Source organism: Crenobacter oryzisoli, assembly GCF_030385785.1.
Lineage (GTDB): Bacteria > Pseudomonadota > Gammaproteobacteria > Burkholderiales > Chromobacteriaceae > Crenobacter_A > Crenobacter_A oryzisoli.
Genome location: NZ_JAUEDK010000075.1, coordinates 1 through 16,039, shown reverse-complemented (window position 1 = coordinate 16,039; position 16,039 = coordinate 1). Strand labels below are relative to the sequence as shown.

Here is a 16,039-nt window from a genome sequence, read left to right as displayed (position 1 = left end):
GGCGGTCGGTTTCTTGACCTGCAAAGCAGACAGGATGCTGGTTTGTTCCTGGCTAATCGATGAGATCCCCGAGATTGGCTGAGTGTTGTTCAAGGTCACGCGGTGGTGTTGAATCCGACGCAGCAGTGATAGCGCCCGTTCGGGCGACAGGCTACTTTCACTGGCAGCAAGGCGCTGGCGCATTACTCGATACAGAACCAAAGCCATGAAGCAGATCATGGCGTGGGCACGGATACGGTCCGGCAGCCGGTGGTAGACCGGTCCGATTTCGATTTCCGACTTCAGCACGCGGAAGCCGCGTTCGATATCCGCGAGTGACTTATAGCGCTCGATGACTTCGTCGGGCTTCAGATCAGCGGTATTGGTCACCAGCAGGAGTTTGCCGTCCATCAGCCGTGCATGCGCCAGCGCCTGTGCGTCGATGTCGTAGCTGAACAGCTCACTCTTGAGATTGACGCGGACGATGCGCGCCAAGTGTGCTTCGCATACCTCATGGTAGAAACGCGCCCGCGCGCCACCATCCGATAGCTTACGGCCTCGGCTACGTTTGCCGGCATCTTGCGCATCGAGTTTGCCGGTCCATTCGGCTGCCTTCCGCTCCAGCTCGGCGATCAGACGGTCGCGCTGTGCGCCTTGCTCAGCGGCGGTTTCCGGGTTATGCGCGATGATCAGGCGCAAGCCTTCCCATTCAAGCTCACCGGTGACTTCCTGGGTTGCATTCAGGCAATCCGCCTGCTGAAACGGTGTCAGTAACTCGACGAAGTCGGAGTAGCGGCGCCCCGGCACCGCCAGGATGAATTCGAGCGGCTGACCGCTCGGCAGGCTGATCGCCTGCAATTCGGCCAGGTTGTCGGTGGACAGCAGCCCACGGTCGGCGACGGCGATCACACGCCGGATCGGGAAACGCTGGATCACCTTCTCGATGGTCGGCTTGAGCGTCGTGACTTCGGCGGTATTACCATCGAACACTTCGTGGTAGAGCGGAATGCCGTCGGCAGTCTGCACCACGCCGAGCATGAACTGGCGGGCGATCACGCCTTCCTTGGCCATGCCGAATTTGCGCACATCGCCATCCTGCTGCGACAGGCCTTCGGCACGGATGGTGGTCATGTCATAGAACACCACTGCCAGTTCCTGATCGAGCAGCGGACGTAGCAACGCAGACACGACCTGGTCGACGGCGTCTTGATGCACGATCAAGGCATCCATCGCACGCAGCAGGTGCTGGTGCTCGATGGCTTCGGCAACGATGCCAGGCAGGCTGACGGTTTCCAGCCAGCGCAGCACACCGAGCTTGGAGTCGGGGTCGCACAGTCGATTAAGCACCATCACCCGAACCAAGGCTTCTATGTCGATGCTGTGGCGGGTACGGCGGAAGGCTTTGCGCAGCTGACCAAAGCCCAGTTCTTCCCAAAGCTCGGTCAACGCCCAAACGTCACCCAGTGCACGGGCCGATTCGAAGGTCGGTGCGACATGGTCAGGCATGGAACGACCGGTCAGGCGCAGTAAGCCGGAAATGACGGACTCGAGCTCCGAGCCAATCTGGTCAAGCCGTCCGAGGGTGGCGACGGTGCGTTTTTTGACGCGCCCATCCTCCCCCCGGTAAGACTCGACCAGTTGAACGTAACGGCGGCTGCCGGACTTGGTGACTTTGACAAACATGCCGTCACTTTATCAGGCATATAGTGCATGTCAAATAACGGTTTTATGGTCAAAAACGTGCCACCACAAGAGTTTTGGCGAAATCGACACTGAAACCCGCATGGTTATTAGAGGTCAGCAGCGAAAACAGACAATTTTTGGGGGCGAACTGTCGAACTCGGGAGGTTAGAGACAAGCTCAGCAGCTACACCGCAGTAAACAGGGGTCTGGGGCTGAATATTGAGCACTGCCAGTACAAAGGATTGACCAACCGGGCGGAGCACTCGCCCCCGCCAAACGCGAGTGCACGAGAAAGTGATGTACCGTGTCAAATCAGCTCACCATCGACCACTCTTCACGTCGGTTCATGATCAAGTCAGCAAGCTGTTCAGGTACGGCCGCTATAACACGCATGCGCAGCACCAACGTGAGGTGCACCCGAGGCTTCGAGGCTTGGGAAAGGATAAGTTGCGCCCCGATGCTGGGACGCCTCGCCACATGAGTCCGCTGTCCTCAAGCACCGCATTGTCGTTGGCCCCTCATCCTTAATTTGACAATACTGTTGGCGCTCACTGAATTTCGACTAGAAACCGCATCAATTCGGGCTGCTGCGGGCTTGCTTTCAGCCTCACCCGGAAAGGGCGATGCTTTGGGCGTACCTGTGCCAACGTGAGCGACTGCTCGAGTATGCCGCTGCTCGCATCCAACACTTGCAGAAGGCTCTGATGCAGTTGAACCTGCAGTTACTGCACGTCGTGACAGACATGAGCGGCGGCGCTGGGATAAAAAACATCCGTCGTGCCATCCTCGCCGGTGGGCGTCAACCCGAAGTGTTGGCTAGCTTTCGTGATTGCCGCTGTAAGGCGTCGCAGAAAACCATCCGCCAAGCCCTGATCGGCCATTACCGGCCGAAGTATCTCTTTACCTTGCAGCAGGCCATGCCCCTGTATTACTGCCCCCAGGGGCAGGTCGTGCTGTGTGATCAGCACATCGAACGAACGCTTCAGTGAATCACAGAATACAAATGCGCTCCACAGTACTTCGCCAATTACTCCCCAAGTAAGGGTAAAGAAAACTCAGCATCATCTTGCGGCCATCATTTACTGCCAGTGCAGATTCTGTAGTGCTACTTACGCGCTCAGGGGCACTAACCCATGCTTCTTGTAGCAATTGGAATTGCTTAGCCAGTTGTTTAATTGCCCTCTCACTTCCGCAAATATTTCCCTCTCTATTCATCTTTAGGAATAAGGTTTCAAGAGATTTTTCAATTTTATATTTCTCTAACTGCAGGTAATGTGAACGTAGTAGATCATTAAAGGCGAACAAACTTGATCTCCCATGAAGAATGAATCGGTACTGCCATTGATGTTTTAACGTCTTCGTCAATAGCTGAGCCATTTTAAATAAAGACTCGGTATTGTTTTCGCCTTGCTCTAATAGGGCGACCAGTCCATCTACATAGCGACCAAGCAGTTCAAGAATTATCTCTTCCTTGTTACTGTAGTGGTAGTAAAGATTGCCAGTGCTAATGCTTAGCTTCTGAGCAATATGGTTGGTTGTAATCCGGCGTTCTCCGTGCAAATTAAACAACTGAAGGCTGGCCTGAATAATAATGTCGGGCGTTGCGCTACGACCGGCTCTTCTCTTGAATTTTCCGTTCATTAACATGAGAAAATTACTTTTAATGGGTTAGTTTGGTAAAGGCCACGAGAATTTAACTCTTAACCATCAAGCTGCTTGCCCCATTGGCTCCAACAATGAAACATCACACAGCTTTCTCTACTTGACCAACACTCCGTCTAAATGTTTAAGAACTAGGAATTCCTTAGTAAGCAACGGCGATAAACCATAGTTAACTAGCGTATCAAACTGAGAGTTTTGCAAAATTCACAACGACTCCAATTCGCGCCGTTGAAGCTGACCCGCCTCCTGACTTGCTTACGATTTTCCGAAAAATCTTGTTAGCGGCTTTAAGCACTGTGATCCGACTTCGTGCCACAATCAAGATTCATTCAACGCACTCTGAGCGCGAGTCTTACAACGCCATCTCTCATGAGAAAGTTAATCTCACGCCTCAGTCATTGCATCAAGAAGTAGATCAAACGCAGCGCTAGATACTTTAAACGTACCTTGATATGGGTGGGTCAGTTCTAGCATGAGAAAATTAGTACTCGTAATAGCGATCACCCCCAAAAGTAGGGAAAATATCGAAAAAAACCCACCACCACTAAGTACTCCATAAAGAAAGAACAATAAGCAAGCCCATCCGAAAACGACTACAAGGAGCAAGGTGGGTATCTGATTCGATAGGCTTCTTATAATGTTCGACTGCACCGCAATAAATCCACTAGAAAATTCGCGAATTGAATTTAAATCATCACGGGCAATATTTTCGAAAGATTGAGTTATGCTATTTATCTCCAGCATCATTTCGGCATCTTCAGCAAGATGACTATAACTTATATCGCTATGACGGACTCCATTTTCATCTGGCCAATACCGCCTCAATAAGCGAAGCACTACTTCTCTCAAAAGAATGCGCGGCTCATTTGACACAGCCTTGAACTGCTTCAGCAAAAGATCGATATTGGCCAATGAATTTACAAGCGAATTGAGATCTGCCTGATGGTTATTGAATGTGGCGTAGGATGATGAAACAAGCAGACCCAAAACAATTGCAAAAAGTGTACCAATTAATCCGGAAATGGATTTTATCAAATCTCCAGAATGAGCAACTGCAGAGGGAAATAGTTCGTGCACACAAATACCAGAAATTGCAAACATGAATGCAAAGATGGCGACTATGAAACAGCGTCCCAGTATATTCATTTCAATTACTCACAGAGCATCACTAATTTTAATTTAGTGACGCAATATAAATACAGATAAAATCTCACTACCTAGAGTAGGCCTCAGGCATGCATGGACGTTTTTGACATTCTGGAATGCACAAGCCAATTTCAACATCGCAAACAGGCATGTACTTCCCCCACTTACCAGTTCGACGAATCAAACTTCATCACGTACAGATCTTCAGGAACTCACCTTCGAGCTGAAAAGTTGACCCTTACCGGGTATGACATCTGTTTACGATGTACATCTAACGCAACAAATGCCTTTAGCATTTATTGACCTGTTGCTGCCATGCTCCTCTGGCGCCGGTGTTCACTTTCGCCTTCTATAGCGTCGTAAAAGTGAACCGTCGGGTTTAGTTATTTCTTGACAAGCATTGCACTACACGAATATAACCATACCGTACAGTTTAGTTACGGGCAAATGGTTTCTAATGCCATGAGCCACACAACTTGGCACATGAGATGGCAGACATAGACACCAGACAGCCAGAAAATTCTTTTGGCATAAGGCCGGGCGACCTCACACGCTTAGTCGCCTGCGAGCTTTGCGATGCTGTTCACCAGCGCGCCGACCTCATCCGTGGAGGACGCGCCATGTGCCTGCGCTGCGGCGGCCAGCTGTATCGCGAGAACAACCGCGCCTACCGGCGTCTGCTGCCGCTTCTACTCGGCGCTCTGATTCTATTTCTGCTCTCCAACGCCTATCCCATAGTCGAGATGGATCTCAAGGGGGTTCGCTCGCAGACCACGCTATTGGATTCGATACAGGCGCTGTATGCCGACAACATGGCACTGATAGCCATCCTGGTATTCATCACCACCATCCTGTTTCCGCTGGTCGAGATGCTGATGCTGCTTTACCTGCTGATCCCGATGGCCAGGCACCGCACCCCGGCCAACTTCGCGCGCGTCGTGCGCTGCATTCAACGGACCCGGCCGTGGGGAATGATCGAGGTATTTCTGGTCGGGGTACTGGTCACAGTGGCGAAATTGTCCGCGATGGCCGAGGTGCTGCCCGGTATCGCGCTGTGGTCGTTCGCTACACTGGTGGTCGTGCTGGCGGTTCTGATGGCCTTCGATCCACGCGACCTGTGGCAGTACCTGGACAATGATCAGTGCCGCGATGGGGAGCTATCGCGATGAGAAAGCCTCATGCCACGCCATCAGCCATTCCCACTTCAACCTCCATGGGGTTGATCTCATGTCACGCCTGTGGCCTGCTGAGTTCACGCGCACTCGCTAGTCTGCCCTGCCCGCGCTGCGGAGCTTCTCTACATCACCGCAAGCCAGACAGCCTTGCGCGCACCTGGGCCTTCCTGCTCGCAGCCTTCATCCTCTATATCCCCGCCAATCTGCTGCCCATCATGGTCACGCAGTCGATCCTCGGCGTTTCCCACGACACGATTCTGTCGGGCGTGCTCTTTCTCTGGATCTCCGGTGCCAAGGGATTGGCCCTGCTGGTGCTGGTCGCCAGTGTGATCGTGCCGCTGCTAAAGATGATGATCCTCGTACTGTTGCTGCTGTCGGTGCATTTCCGTTCCACTTGGCGCATCCGTCAGCAGACGCGCTTGTATTGCCTGCTGGAAGTGATCGGCCGCTGGTCGATGCTCGATATCTTCGTCGTGGCCCTGCTTGCGGCGCTGGTGCGCGCCGGCATGCTCGCCACCATCATCCCCGGGGCTGGCGCCTTGGCCTTCGCCTCCGTAGTCGTACTCACCATGCTGGCTTCCCTGAGTTTTGACCCACGCCTGTTGTGGGATTCGCTGGACGCAAAAGATGACTGAACTTGATTCTCTCCCCTCCCCCTTGCCACTCCTGCCACCGGAGCCGGAACAGCGCCAGCGGGCGCGCTGGCTGCCCTCGCTGGTATGGCTGATTCCTATCGTCGCGGCGGTGATCGGGCTGTCATTGCTAGTCCATTCGCTGGCGGAGCGCGGGCCCGAGATCACCGTAACCTTCCGCACTGCGGCGGGGCTGGCTCCCGGCAAAACCCCAGTGCGCTATAAGGACGTCGACATAGGCCTAGTAAAGGAAGTGCGGCTAGCCAGCGACCATTCTCATGTGATCGCCACCATAGACCTGAGCAAGGATGCCGAAAGCTTCGCAGCCAAGGACGCCCGCTTCTGGGTAATGCGCCCACGCTTCGCCACATCCGGCATCTCCGGGCTGGAAACCTTGCTATCGGGAGCCTACATCGCCGTCGATGCCGGCAAATCGAAGGAACGTGGAAGTGACTTCACCGGGCTAGAGGCACCACCCATAGTCACCGCCGATTCTTCTGGCAAGCAGTTCGTCCTGCACGCGGCAGACCTTGGCTCACTCGACATCGGCTCGCCGGTCTATTACAGGCGCGTACAGGTGGGCCAGGTGATGGCCTACCAGCTCGACCCGGGCGGGCGTGACCTGTCGCTGCGCGTGTTTATCAACAAGCCCTACGACAAACTGGTCACCGCGGATACCCGCTTCTGGCATGCCAGCGGTGTCGATATCAAGCTCGATGCAGCCGGCATCAAAGTCAACACGCAATCGCTGGCCACCGTGCTGCTTGGAGGCGTGGCGTTCCAGGCGCCGGAAGATTACAAGACAGCGGCTCCCGCCAACGAGAATACCCAATTCCTGCTGGCCAAGGATCAAACCGAAGCCATGAAGGAGCCGGACGAGTTGGCTCCGATGCTGGCCGTGCTGAATTTCGACCAATCCGTGCGCGGGTTATCTCCCGGCGCACCAGTAGACCTGCGTGGTGTGGTGGTCGGCCAGGTACGCTCGATAGGCATCGAGTACCAGCACGACAAGAAGACCTTCCGCCTGCCCGTGGTGGTAGAGCTATACCCCTCGCGCATGGGCTTCCAGCAACGCGACGTGGGAGACGACCAACATGCCCACACCATCGCCGAAGCACTGACAAAGCGCGGTATGCGTGCACAGCTGCGGACAGGCAACCTGCTGACCGGCCAACTCTATGTCGCACTGGACTTTTTCCCCAAGGCTCCGCTGGCTGATGTCAATTTTTCCGATGCTATTCCGGAGCTGCCTACCGTACCTGGCAGTTTCGACCAGTTGCAGACCAAGCTGGGAGACATCGTCAACAAGATCGACAAGGTGCCGTTTGAACAAATCGGGCAGGAAATGCGCACCTCGATGACGTCGCTGGACATGATGTTGAACAACGCCAACAAGCTGGTGGTTCAGATTCATGGGGACGTGGCGCCACAGGTTACCGCCGCCCTCATTGATGCACGCAAGACCCTCAATGCAGCCAACGGCGTGCTCGCTACCAACTCACCGACGCAGCAGGATACACGCCGCATGATGCAGGAGCTGACCCGCACAGCAGTTTCGCTGCGCACCCTGACCGATTACCTTGAACGCCACCCGGAAGCGCTGGTACGCGGCAAGGTTGGCATGGAGACAGAATGATGAAACGATGGAATGCACTGCCGCTGTTGCTAATCGCCGGTGGGCTTGCCGGCTGCGCTTCGCCAGAAGCGCGCTACTACACCCTGGCCCAAGGGGCCTCTGCCAGCCCAGCGGCTGCACGCATTACCCAAGCTGCCGGCCAGCCTATCTGGATCGAAGTGGCACCCGTGCGCGTGCCGGAGCGTTTGAACCGCCAGAATCTTCTGCTGGTAAACGACAACGGCGCGCTCAAGCTACTGGAACGAGATCGTTGGTCGGCCCCGCTGCCGGATGAGCTGCGCGATGCCTTGTCGCAGCGGTTGCAGGACAGCCTGGGCGCGGTAGATCTCTACCAGCAGGGCTTGTCTGGCATCAACCCAGTTTATAACATCACGACCCAGGTACTGCGCCTGGATGCCAAACTCGACAAAGGCGCAAGCGCGGAGATTTGCTGGACCGTGCGGCGCTCGCCTGAAGACAGGGTGGTGGCCGGCTGTACCCAGGCGGAACTGTCGGCACCAGGGGGGGTGGAAGGTGTGGTGGCGGCTTACCGCAAGGTGGTCATCCAGACCGCGGCGGACATCACCATGGCGATACAGACGATACGCTCCTGAGTCCTGTCCATCGGGTAGTCCGCGTGCGGGCAACAGCACAGCAAGAACGACTCCGCATGCGCCCGCAATCACCAGCTCATCAGTTGGCCTGCACGGTGCAGGCCGGATGCGCAGACGCCGCTTGATCGCTGACGCAGCCCAGGTCTGGGCTGCACCTAGCGTGCTTAACGGGTCTTACTATAGCCATGCAGGAATACCCGCACGGCCTCCGTGACCGACTCGACGATCTGCTCGTCGCCAGGCAGGTCAGCTACCCCGGTGATGAACAGCTCCAGAAAATCCGCCTCCAGCAGGTTGATCAGATGGAGCGCGGCGCGCAATGGCTTGCCCGGACGTAGACGCCCTGCTTCCATCTCCCCCTCCAGAAAGCCCGCTAACTGCTCCCAACCCAGGGCCGGCCCATTTTCCAAGAACATCTTGCCCATGCCGGAGCGCGGCCCTTCGCCCATTACAATGCCTCGCACGACGAGCAGATCCGGGGTTAGCACGTTTTTCAGGAAGTGTTCGCCGAAGGTTTGCAGCGTCACAGCAAGATCGCCTCCCGGCACCAGGCTGCCGAATGCCTGCATCATGCGCTCTTGCGCCCACCCCTTCATCACCACCAGGAAAAGCTCTTCTTTTGAAGCAAAGTAGTTGTACAGCGTTGCCTTGGAGCCCCCCACCCGGGTAGCGATTTCCGACATTGAGGTGGCTTCGTAGCCGCGTTCCAAAAATACCTCTGTTGCCATCGCTACGATCCTCTGCTGCCGGCTTTCGCTTTTTACCCTCATCTCACCTCCAAAATGAACTGATCAGTTCAGTTATCTCTTGACAGGCATTATACCTTAATTATATAACCGTACTGTACGGTTTAATTATGGGCAGACGACGATGCACACTAGATCATCACCACTAATGACAGTCCTCCGCTGCAGCCTGCTGCTAGCAATGGGAGGAGCCTTGGCTGGCTGCGCCAGCGTGCCTGACCTCGGCCCGCGCGCACAGATACATACCTCGACGCAGTTGCAAAGCACGCAAAGCCTGGCCGGCACCAATTCGGCGTGGGTTGAGCAGCAATGGTGGAAACGTTATGGCGATACCCAGCTTGATGCCCTGATGGACGAAGCTCTGGCCAACTCGCCCGATCTCACTGCGGCAGAGGCGCGCATCCTTAAGGCCGAAGGTTATGCCCAGCAAACCGGCGCCAGTCGCCTGCCGAGTGTAGACCTGGATGCCAGCGTGACGCGCATGAAGCAAAGCTACAACAACGGTGTTCCGAAGCCGCTCGTACCACAAGGTTTCAACAACGCCTCTCGCGTGGCACTGGACTTCAGCTACGAATTGGATTTCTGGGGCAAGAATCGCGCCGCCGTGGCAGCCGCCACTTCGGAGCTGGATGCCGCACGGGCCGAGGCTGCACAAAGCCGCCTGCTGCTGACCAGCGCGATCGCCTCCGCTTACGCAGAGCTGGCGCGCCTTTATGCCGAGCACGATGCAGCAGTGCAGGCAGTCGACGCACGCCGGGGCAGTGAGATGCTGATGAGCGAGCGTCAGCAGCAGGGCCTGGAAACCATGGCCAGCGTGCGTCAGGCCGAATCGCGCCGCGCAGCGGCCGAGGCCGATCTGACCGCGGCCGACCAGGCCATCGCACTGCAGCACAACGCACTGGCGGCCTTGGTTGGTGCCGGGCCGGATCGTGGCTTGTCCATTTCCCGTCCGACCGTTGATCTCAGCCAGCCGCAAGGGCTGCCGTCCACCCTGCGTGCCGAACTGCTCGCACGCCGCCCGGACCTAACTGCAGCCCGCTTGCGCGCCGAAGCCGCCGCCAAGCGCATCGACGTCGCCCACGCCGGCTTCTACCCAAACGTCAACCTGACCGCCTACGTCGGTGCCCAGTCGCTCGGCGGCCTCGGCTTGTTGACCAAAGCCGGCTCCGGCATCGCCGGCATCGGCCCGGCCATTGATCTGCCGATCTTCCACGGCGGCCAACTGGAGGGTAACTACCGTGTGGCACGCGGCGAATACGACAACGCCGTAGCCAGCTACAACCAGACCTTGATCCAGGCCCTGCGCGAGGTCGCCGACGCCGTCACCGCACAGCGCATGTTGGCGCCGCAACTGCAACAGCGTGAAGAGGCGCTAAAGGCCGCGGAACAAGCCTACCGCGTGGCCCAGGAACGCTATCAAGGGGGGCTGACCAACTACCTGACGGTACTGAACGCCGAGGACAGCGTGATCGATGCACGTCGTGTCCTGGCCAACCTACAGAGCCAGCAATTCAGCCAGGACGTCGCGCTGATCAAAGCGCTGGGCGGTGGCTACCGAGACAAGCAAGCCTGAATCACAGGCAGATATCCAATCGAGCAATCAAGGAAAGTACTATGAGCGCAAACATCGAAACCCTGCCCTCTTCCGACACCACAGCAGGCCCGCTGCCGGCACGTCGCAAAAAACTGTTCATGCTCCTGGGCGGCGCGATCGCGGCGGCGGCTATTGGCTATGGCACCTATTGGAGCCTGGTGGCCTCGCACTACGTTAGCACCGACAACGCTTACGTGGCCACAGAGATCGCCCAGGTAACACCGGAAGTGGGCGGCACCGTGCGTGCGGTGCCGGTGGTGGACACCCAGCAGGTCAAGAAAGGCGATGTGCTGGTGGTGCTCAACGATAGCGACGCCAAACTCGCGCTAGCCCAGGCCCAGGCCGACCTCGAGCGCGCGGAACGCCGCGTGCAGGGCTATTTCGCCAACGACGACGGCCTGGCAGCCCAGATTCAAGCGCGTAATGCTGAACAGGCGCGCGCCGCCGCACAACTGGTTTCGGCCCGCTCGGACCTGGAACGCGCCCAGCTCGACTTCCAGCGCCGCCAGGCGCTCGCCAAGAACGGCGCGGTATCGGCCGAAGAACTAAGCAACGCCAAGAACGCGCTGTCCACTGCCGAGGCAAATCTCCATGCTGCCGAGGCTGCTGCCAAGCAGAGCGAAGCCAACTACCGCGCCGCGGCCGAAGCACTCAAGAGCAATCAGACGCTGACCGCCAACACTACCGTGAGCACCAACCCGGAAGTGGCGCTCGCACGTGCCAAGCGCGACCAAGCGCAACTCGACCTGGAACGCACCGTGATCCGCGCCCCGGTCGATGGCGTCGTGGCCAAACGCCAGGCACAGGTAGGCCAACGCGTGCAGGCCGGCACCCCGCTGCTGTCGGTGGTGCCGCTGCAGCAGGCGCACGTCGACGCCAACTTCAAGGAAGTGCAACTGGAGAAGGTGCGCCTCGGCCAGCCGGTGAAACTGACCGCCGACCTGTACGGCGACAACATCGAGTACCACGGCAAGGTGGTCGGCCTGTCCGGCGGCTCCGGGTCCTCGTTCGCGGTGATTCCGGCCCAGAACGCCACCGGCAACTGGATCAAGGTGGTGCAGCGCCTGCCGGTGCGCATCGCGCTCGACCCGGCCGAACTCAAGGCCCATCCGCTGTCGGTCGGCCTGTCCATGAACGCCACCATCGACACCCGCGAGCGCTAAGGAGACTGCCATGTCCCACCCGACCACGCACAATGCGCCGCCACCGCTGACCGGCGCCACCCTGGCACTGGCAGCTCTGGCGCTGTCGGCCGGCAACTTCATCGCGGTGCTCGACACCACCATCGCCAACGTGTCGGTGCCCAATATCGCCGGCGGCCTCGGCGTGGCCGCCAACCAGGGCACCTGGGTGATCACCTCGTACGCGGTAGCCGAGGCCATCACGGTGCCGCTGACCGGCTGGCTGGCCTCGCGCTTCGGCACGGTGCGCCTGTTCATCACCTCGATGCTGCTGTTCGGTCTGTTCTCGCTGCTGTGCGGCCTGTCGCACTCGATCGGCATGCTGCTGCTGTTCCGCGTGCTGCAGGGCTTGGCCGGTGGTCCGCTGATGCCGATGTCGCAGACCCTGCTGCAGCAGATCTTTCCGAAGGAGAAAGCCAACGTCGCCATCGGCCTGTGGAGCATGACCACGCTGGTGGCGCCGGTGCTCGGGCCGGTGCTCGGCGGCGTGCTGTGCGACCAGGTGAGCTGGCCGTGGATCTTCTACATCAACGTGCCGATCGCGGCCGCGTGCGGTGTTCTCGGCTGGCAGCTGCTCAAGCGCCATGAGAGCGAACGCCAAAACTCGCGCATCGACGCCGTCGGCCTTGGCTTGCTGGTGGTGTGGGTGGCCGCCTTGCAGATCATGCTGGACGAAGGCAAGGATCAGGACTGGTTCGCTTCGACCGAAATCGTGGTGCTGGCCATCACCGCCGTCATTGGTTTTGCCGCCTTCCTGATCTGGGAGCTGACCGAGCACAAGCCAGTGGTCAACCTGCGCGTGTTCCGCCACCGCGGCTATTGGGTGAGCGTGACGACCATCGCGCTGGCGTTCGGCTCCTTCTTCGGCTCCACCGTGCTGACGCCGCAATGGCTGCAGAGCTATATGGGCTACACCGCCACCGACGCCGGCATCGCCCAGGCGCTCAGCGGTGTGCTGTCGGTACTGGCCGCGCCGCTGGTGGCGCACCTGGTGACCAAGATGGATCCGCGCCCGCTGGTATTCATGGGCGTGATGTGGCTGGGCGGCGTGACGCTGTTCCGCAGCTTCAACACCACCGACGTCGGCTTCTGGCAGGTAGCGGTGCCGCTGTTCTTCCAGGGGCTGGGCATGCCGTTCTTCTTCGTGCCGCTGATCGGGCTGGCGATGTCCAGCGTGGACGAGCACGAAATGGCCTCGGCCGCCGGCCTGATGAACTTCCTGCGCACCATGTCCGGCGCCATCGCCACCTCGCTGGTGACCACCGCATGGGACGACAAGGCCAAGTACTACCACGACGTGCTGACCGGCTTGGTCGATTCGAGCGGTGAGGCGATGCGCACGATGAGTCATGCGTTTGGTGCCGAACCAGCGCGCAACATGCTCAACAGCTTGGTCGATAGCCAGAGCATCATGCTGTCGACTAACGAGCTGTTCTGGATCAGCGGCTTGTCGTTCGTGGCGGCTGCCTGCTTTGTATGGCTGGCACCCAAACCCACCCGCGTGGCCGATACCAGCAACGTGCACTGACTTCGCCAGCTTGTGACCGCTTGCGATCAACGCGACCGCGACACAATGCCCCCCGCTTATCTGGCCGCATTCGGCCTGATGCACCAGAGCGAGACCAGGCACTAATCTTTCGGTGCCATTTTGGGCACCAGCTCATACTCCACCGGGCGGCGGTGCCGCCCGGTCATTGCAGGAGCAAAATCATGACCAAAGCCACCTACACCCCGTTCAATGTCATCACCAACCCGCGCGATATCCGCCGCAAGCTGGGCATGAAACAGCAGGATTTCTGGAGCCGCATCGGCGTCACACAATCCGGCGGCAGCCGCTACGAGTCCGGCCGCAACATACCGAAACCGGTGCGCGAACTGCTGCGCGTGGTGCATGTTGAGCAGATCGACCTGGCCGACATCAAGCGCGAGGACTTCGATATTGCTCAGTACCTGCGCGAAACCCACCCCGACCTCTACAGGAGCATCCAGAAAGCCGTGCTCGAACAGCGCAATGCCGCCAACCAAGCGAACGAGGCCGCGACGTGAGCAGGACCTTTGCATGGCACCGACTGACCTGGCGGAATGCAGAACCGTACCAACACCACGCGCATCTGCAACGAGCGGAAGGCCATGCAGTTGATTCAACGCATGCAGAGCACAACCGACCGGCGAAGCATCAACCTGAGTCTGGCCGCGCACGGTATCCCACCCGAACAGTTCATGGCCCCATGGCGATGAAGAATCATGGCCGGGGTTTGATCACCCCCTGCCCTAACCTTGCCATAAGGTAGCTACCATTTTTCCACGTGCGTTGTTGTTTTGCAGGGCCTTTGGCCCTGCTTTTTTTTGTCCGGACATGAGGTATGAACAAGGTAAGTGCAATTTCCTATCATAAGCATTTTGTTATAAAGAAGTTCATGCTTATTACGATATGGTACGGTAACGTCTGATTTTTCTTGCGCTAACCTGTGCGGCCCGCTGCGATCCCGAGGATTCGCATGGCTACCATCGAACGCACTGCGTACCTGCGCTTTTCCGAGGTCTTGGCGCCCCGGGAGCTGGAAGCCTGTTATACGCCGCTGGCCGACGAACTCGAATGGGCGCGCCGGTCTACGCCGGGCGAACGACCTCGATTGGGCCTGCTGGTGCTGCTGAAGGTCTTTCAGCAACTGCACTATTTTCCATCGCTCGACAGCATTCCGGCCCCCATCGTCGACCATGTGCGGGCGGTTGCCGACATCGGCGACGCCGTGCAATTCGGCTACGACACCGCGTCGTCCCCCACGCTGTTCCGACATTACGCGGCGGTGTGTGCCTACCTGGACGTGAAGCCGTACTACGGCACTGACGCGACGCGATCGCCACGCGTGCGGCGCACACGGCGTCACTAACGATGGACCAGCCGGTCGGCATCATCAACGCTACCATCGACGAACTGATCGCGCGCAATATCGAACTGCCGGCGTTCTCGATGCTCGATCGGCTGACCGAGCAAATCCATGCCCGGGCGCAATCCCGACTCTTCAAGCGAGTCACGCGACGCCTGACCGACGAACAGAAACTCGCGCTCGACCGGCTGCTCGCCCGCGACTTGTCGAGCCGGCAGACCGCCTACAACCGCATCAAGCGTCATGCGAAACGTCCGTCCAGGCAACGCCTCGATCAACTGATCGACCAGATTGCCTGGCTCGACGAACTCGGCGATTTCTCGCTGGCCCTCGCCGGCATTCCTGCGTCGAAGCTGCGCTCGCTCGCGCAACAGGCTATGGCGTTTGACGCATCCGCGCTCAGGAATGACACGCTCCCCGAGAAGCGCTATACGCTGATCGTCGCGCTGCTCAACCGCATACACGTACGTGCCCGCGACGATCTCGCCGACATGTTCGTGCAGCGCATGGGTGCCATCCACAAGCGCGCGAGCGACGAGCTGGAGGTCATTCAGCGCAAGCAACGCGATCAGGTCGAAGATCTCGTGATCCTGCTCGACGGCGTGGCCGACATTCTTGCCGAGGAATCCGACGAGACCGCCATCGCCAAGGCAGTTCGAAGGCTGCTCGCGCCGAAAGGCGATCTGGAGCAGCTGCGTGAAAGCTGCGCGGCGGCCGCTTCGTTCGAGGGTCGCACGCAACCGGACGAGTTCGGCGGGAAAGTGCGACAGGTGCGGCTGAAGGTGTCAGTCGAGTAGCTAACAACTGTTACTTGAAATTTGCTCATAGTTGTTTATAACTGCCCACTATGAGCAATCAATATCGAATCAATGAGTTCGCCAAGCGCATCGGTCGAGCGACCAGCACGGTTCGCCGCTGGGAACGAGAAGGCAAACTGACGGCTAAACGGATGCCGTCGGGACACCGTTATTTTGACGAGTCGGATGTTCGCACCATCCTAGGTGGTGCACCGGAACGTCGGCTGACGGTGGTGTATTGCCGGGTGTCCCGCGCCGGTCAAAAGGATGATCTGGAATCTCAGATCAAGGCGATGGAAGCGTATTGTCTGGCCGGGGCCATTGCTG

General features: G+C 58.4%; 16 protein-coding genes. 12 read left to right on the top strand and 4 right to left on the bottom strand.

What is annotated here, in order from left to right:
* Nucleotides 1-1,662, bottom strand: a 1,662-nt coding sequence (locus QU481_RS22430; protein WP_289831990.1) for an IS1634 family transposase, incomplete at its 3' end; no start/stop codon positions are given.
* Between the two features lie 704 nt (nucleotides 1,663-2,366).
* Between QU481_RS22430 and QU481_RS22425 the strand changes: the two genes are divergently transcribed.
* A complete protein-coding gene (locus QU481_RS22425; RefSeq protein WP_289832212.1) occupies nucleotides 2,367-2,651 on the top strand; it encodes a hypothetical protein in 285 nt (94 codons plus the stop codon).
* Between the two features lies 1 nt (nucleotide 2,652).
* Here the strand turns inward: QU481_RS22425 and QU481_RS22420 are convergent, their stop codons facing one another.
* Both QU481_RS22420 and QU481_RS22415 read right to left on the bottom strand, forming a co-directional pair.
* The gene (locus QU481_RS22420; RefSeq protein ID WP_289832211.1) at nucleotides 2,653-3,309 is read right to left on the bottom strand and encodes a TetR/AcrR family transcriptional regulator; all 657 of its coding nucleotides are present in this window, start codon (nucleotides 3,307-3,309) and stop codon (nucleotides 2,653-2,655) included.
* A 399-nt stretch (nucleotides 3,310-3,708) separates the two neighbouring features.
* Nucleotides 3,709-4,470: a bestrophin-like domain gene (locus QU481_RS22415; protein ID WP_289832210.1), complete on the bottom strand. Its 762-nt coding sequence runs from the start codon at nucleotides 4,468-4,470 to the stop codon at nucleotides 3,709-3,711.
* Between the two features lie 620 nt (nucleotides 4,471-5,090).
* On the opposite strand from QU481_RS22415, the gene QU481_RS22410 reads away from it, so the two are divergent.
* From QU481_RS22410 to QU481_RS22395, 4 genes are read left to right on the top strand one after another with little or no spacing between them, the layout of a single operon-like run.
* Nucleotides 5,091-5,639 carry a paraquat-inducible protein A gene (locus tag QU481_RS22410; RefSeq protein ID WP_289832209.1) on the top strand — a complete coding sequence of 183 codons (549 nt, stop codon included), beginning with the start codon at nucleotides 5,091-5,093 and terminating at the stop codon, nucleotides 5,637-5,639.
* Nucleotides 5,636-6,280 (top strand): paraquat-inducible protein A, encoded by a 645-nt coding sequence (locus tag QU481_RS22405; RefSeq protein WP_289832208.1) that lies wholly within the window; start codon nucleotides 5,636-5,638, stop codon nucleotides 6,278-6,280. Before QU481_RS22410 ends, QU481_RS22405 begins: the two co-directional genes overlap by 4 nt.
* Nucleotides 6,273-7,913, top strand: coding sequence for a PqiB family protein (locus QU481_RS22400; RefSeq protein WP_289832207.1), 1,641 nt, complete (start codon nucleotides 6,273-6,275; stop codon nucleotides 7,911-7,913). Before QU481_RS22405 ends, QU481_RS22400 begins: the two co-directional genes overlap by 8 nt.
* Nucleotides 7,910-8,506 (top strand): PqiC family protein, encoded by a 597-nt coding sequence (locus tag QU481_RS22395; RefSeq protein WP_289832206.1) that lies wholly within the window; start codon nucleotides 7,910-7,912, stop codon nucleotides 8,504-8,506. Before QU481_RS22400 ends, QU481_RS22395 begins: the two co-directional genes overlap by 4 nt.
* A gap of 164 nt (nucleotides 8,507-8,670) precedes the next feature.
* Here QU481_RS22395 and QU481_RS22390 read toward each other — a convergent pair whose 3' ends face one another.
* A complete protein-coding gene (locus QU481_RS22390; protein WP_289832205.1) occupies nucleotides 8,671-9,234 on the bottom strand; it encodes a TetR/AcrR family transcriptional regulator in 564 nt (187 codons plus the stop codon).
* A 166-nt stretch (nucleotides 9,235-9,400) separates the two neighbouring features.
* On the opposite strand from QU481_RS22390, the gene QU481_RS22385 reads away from it, so the two are divergent.
* The 7 genes from QU481_RS22385 to QU481_RS22355 all read left to right on the top strand — a co-directional run.
* On the top strand, nucleotides 9,401-10,825 hold the full coding sequence (locus QU481_RS22385; protein WP_289832204.1) for an efflux transporter outer membrane subunit: 1,425 nt from the start codon (nucleotides 9,401-9,403) through the stop codon (nucleotides 10,823-10,825).
* 41 nt (nucleotides 10,826-10,866) lie between these two features.
* Entirely contained in the window at nucleotides 10,867-12,009 is a 1,143-nt protein-coding gene (locus QU481_RS22380; protein ID WP_289832203.1) for an HlyD family secretion protein, read from the top strand.
* A gap of 10 nt (nucleotides 12,010-12,019) precedes the next feature.
* The gene (locus QU481_RS22375) at nucleotides 12,020-13,555 is read left to right on the top strand and encodes a DHA2 family efflux MFS transporter permease subunit (RefSeq protein ID WP_289832202.1); all 1,536 of its coding nucleotides are present in this window, start codon (nucleotides 12,020-12,022) and stop codon (nucleotides 13,553-13,555) included.
* Between the two features lie 182 nt (nucleotides 13,556-13,737).
* Nucleotides 13,738-14,073 (top strand): helix-turn-helix domain-containing protein, encoded by a 336-nt coding sequence (locus tag QU481_RS22370; RefSeq protein WP_289832201.1) that lies wholly within the window; start codon nucleotides 13,738-13,740, stop codon nucleotides 14,071-14,073.
* Between the two features lie 452 nt (nucleotides 14,074-14,525).
* The gene (locus QU481_RS22365) at nucleotides 14,526-14,918 is read left to right on the top strand and encodes a DUF4158 domain-containing protein (RefSeq protein WP_289832200.1); all 393 of its coding nucleotides are present in this window, start codon (nucleotides 14,526-14,528) and stop codon (nucleotides 14,916-14,918) included.
* Nucleotides 14,919-14,920: 2 nt separating this feature from the next.
* Nucleotides 14,921-15,712, top strand: a complete 792-nt coding sequence (locus tag QU481_RS22360; protein WP_289832199.1) for a DUF4158 domain-containing protein — start codon at nucleotides 14,921-14,923, stop codon at nucleotides 15,710-15,712.
* 50 nt (nucleotides 15,713-15,762) lie between these two features.
* The coding region (locus QU481_RS22355; protein WP_289831126.1) for a MerR family transcriptional regulator at nucleotides 15,763-16,039 on the top strand (277 nt) is incomplete at its 3' end.

Excerpts from the sequence above, each read along its gene's own strand:
- QU481_RS22365 (WP_289832200.1), top strand. The coding sequence starts at position 14,526 with ATGGCTACCATCGAACGCACTGCGTACCTGCGCTTTTCCGAGGTCTTG.
- QU481_RS22415 (WP_289832210.1), bottom strand. The coding sequence starts at position 4,470 with ATGAATATACTGGGACGCTGTTTCATAGTCGCCATCTTTGCATTCATG.
- QU481_RS22395 (WP_289832206.1), top strand. The coding sequence starts at position 7,910 with ATGATGAAACGATGGAATGCACTGCCGCTGTTGCTAATCGCCGGTGGG.
- QU481_RS22420 (WP_289832211.1), bottom strand. The coding sequence starts at position 3,309 with ATGTTAATGAACGGAAAATTCAAGAGAAGAGCCGGTCGTAGCGCAACG.
- QU481_RS22400 (WP_289832207.1), top strand. The coding sequence starts at position 6,273 with ATGACTGAACTTGATTCTCTCCCCTCCCCCTTGCCACTCCTGCCACCG.
- QU481_RS22380 (WP_289832203.1), top strand. The coding sequence starts at position 10,867 with ATGAGCGCAAACATCGAAACCCTGCCCTCTTCCGACACCACAGCAGGC.
- QU481_RS22425 (WP_289832212.1), top strand. The coding sequence starts at position 2,367 with ATGCAGTTGAACCTGCAGTTACTGCACGTCGTGACAGACATGAGCGGC.
- QU481_RS22410 (WP_289832209.1), top strand. The coding sequence starts at position 5,091 with ATGTGCCTGCGCTGCGGCGGCCAGCTGTATCGCGAGAACAACCGCGCC.
- QU481_RS22405 (WP_289832208.1), top strand. The coding sequence starts at position 5,636 with ATGAGAAAGCCTCATGCCACGCCATCAGCCATTCCCACTTCAACCTCC.
- QU481_RS22390 (WP_289832205.1), bottom strand. The coding sequence starts at position 9,234 with ATGGCAACAGAGGTATTTTTGGAACGCGGCTACGAAGCCACCTCAATG.
- QU481_RS22385 (WP_289832204.1), top strand. The coding sequence starts at position 9,401 with ATGACAGTCCTCCGCTGCAGCCTGCTGCTAGCAATGGGAGGAGCCTTG.
- QU481_RS22360 (WP_289832199.1), top strand. The coding sequence starts at position 14,921 with ATGGACCAGCCGGTCGGCATCATCAACGCTACCATCGACGAACTGATC.
- QU481_RS22370 (WP_289832201.1), top strand. The coding sequence starts at position 13,738 with ATGACCAAAGCCACCTACACCCCGTTCAATGTCATCACCAACCCGCGC.
- QU481_RS22375 (WP_289832202.1), top strand. The coding sequence starts at position 12,020 with ATGTCCCACCCGACCACGCACAATGCGCCGCCACCGCTGACCGGCGCC.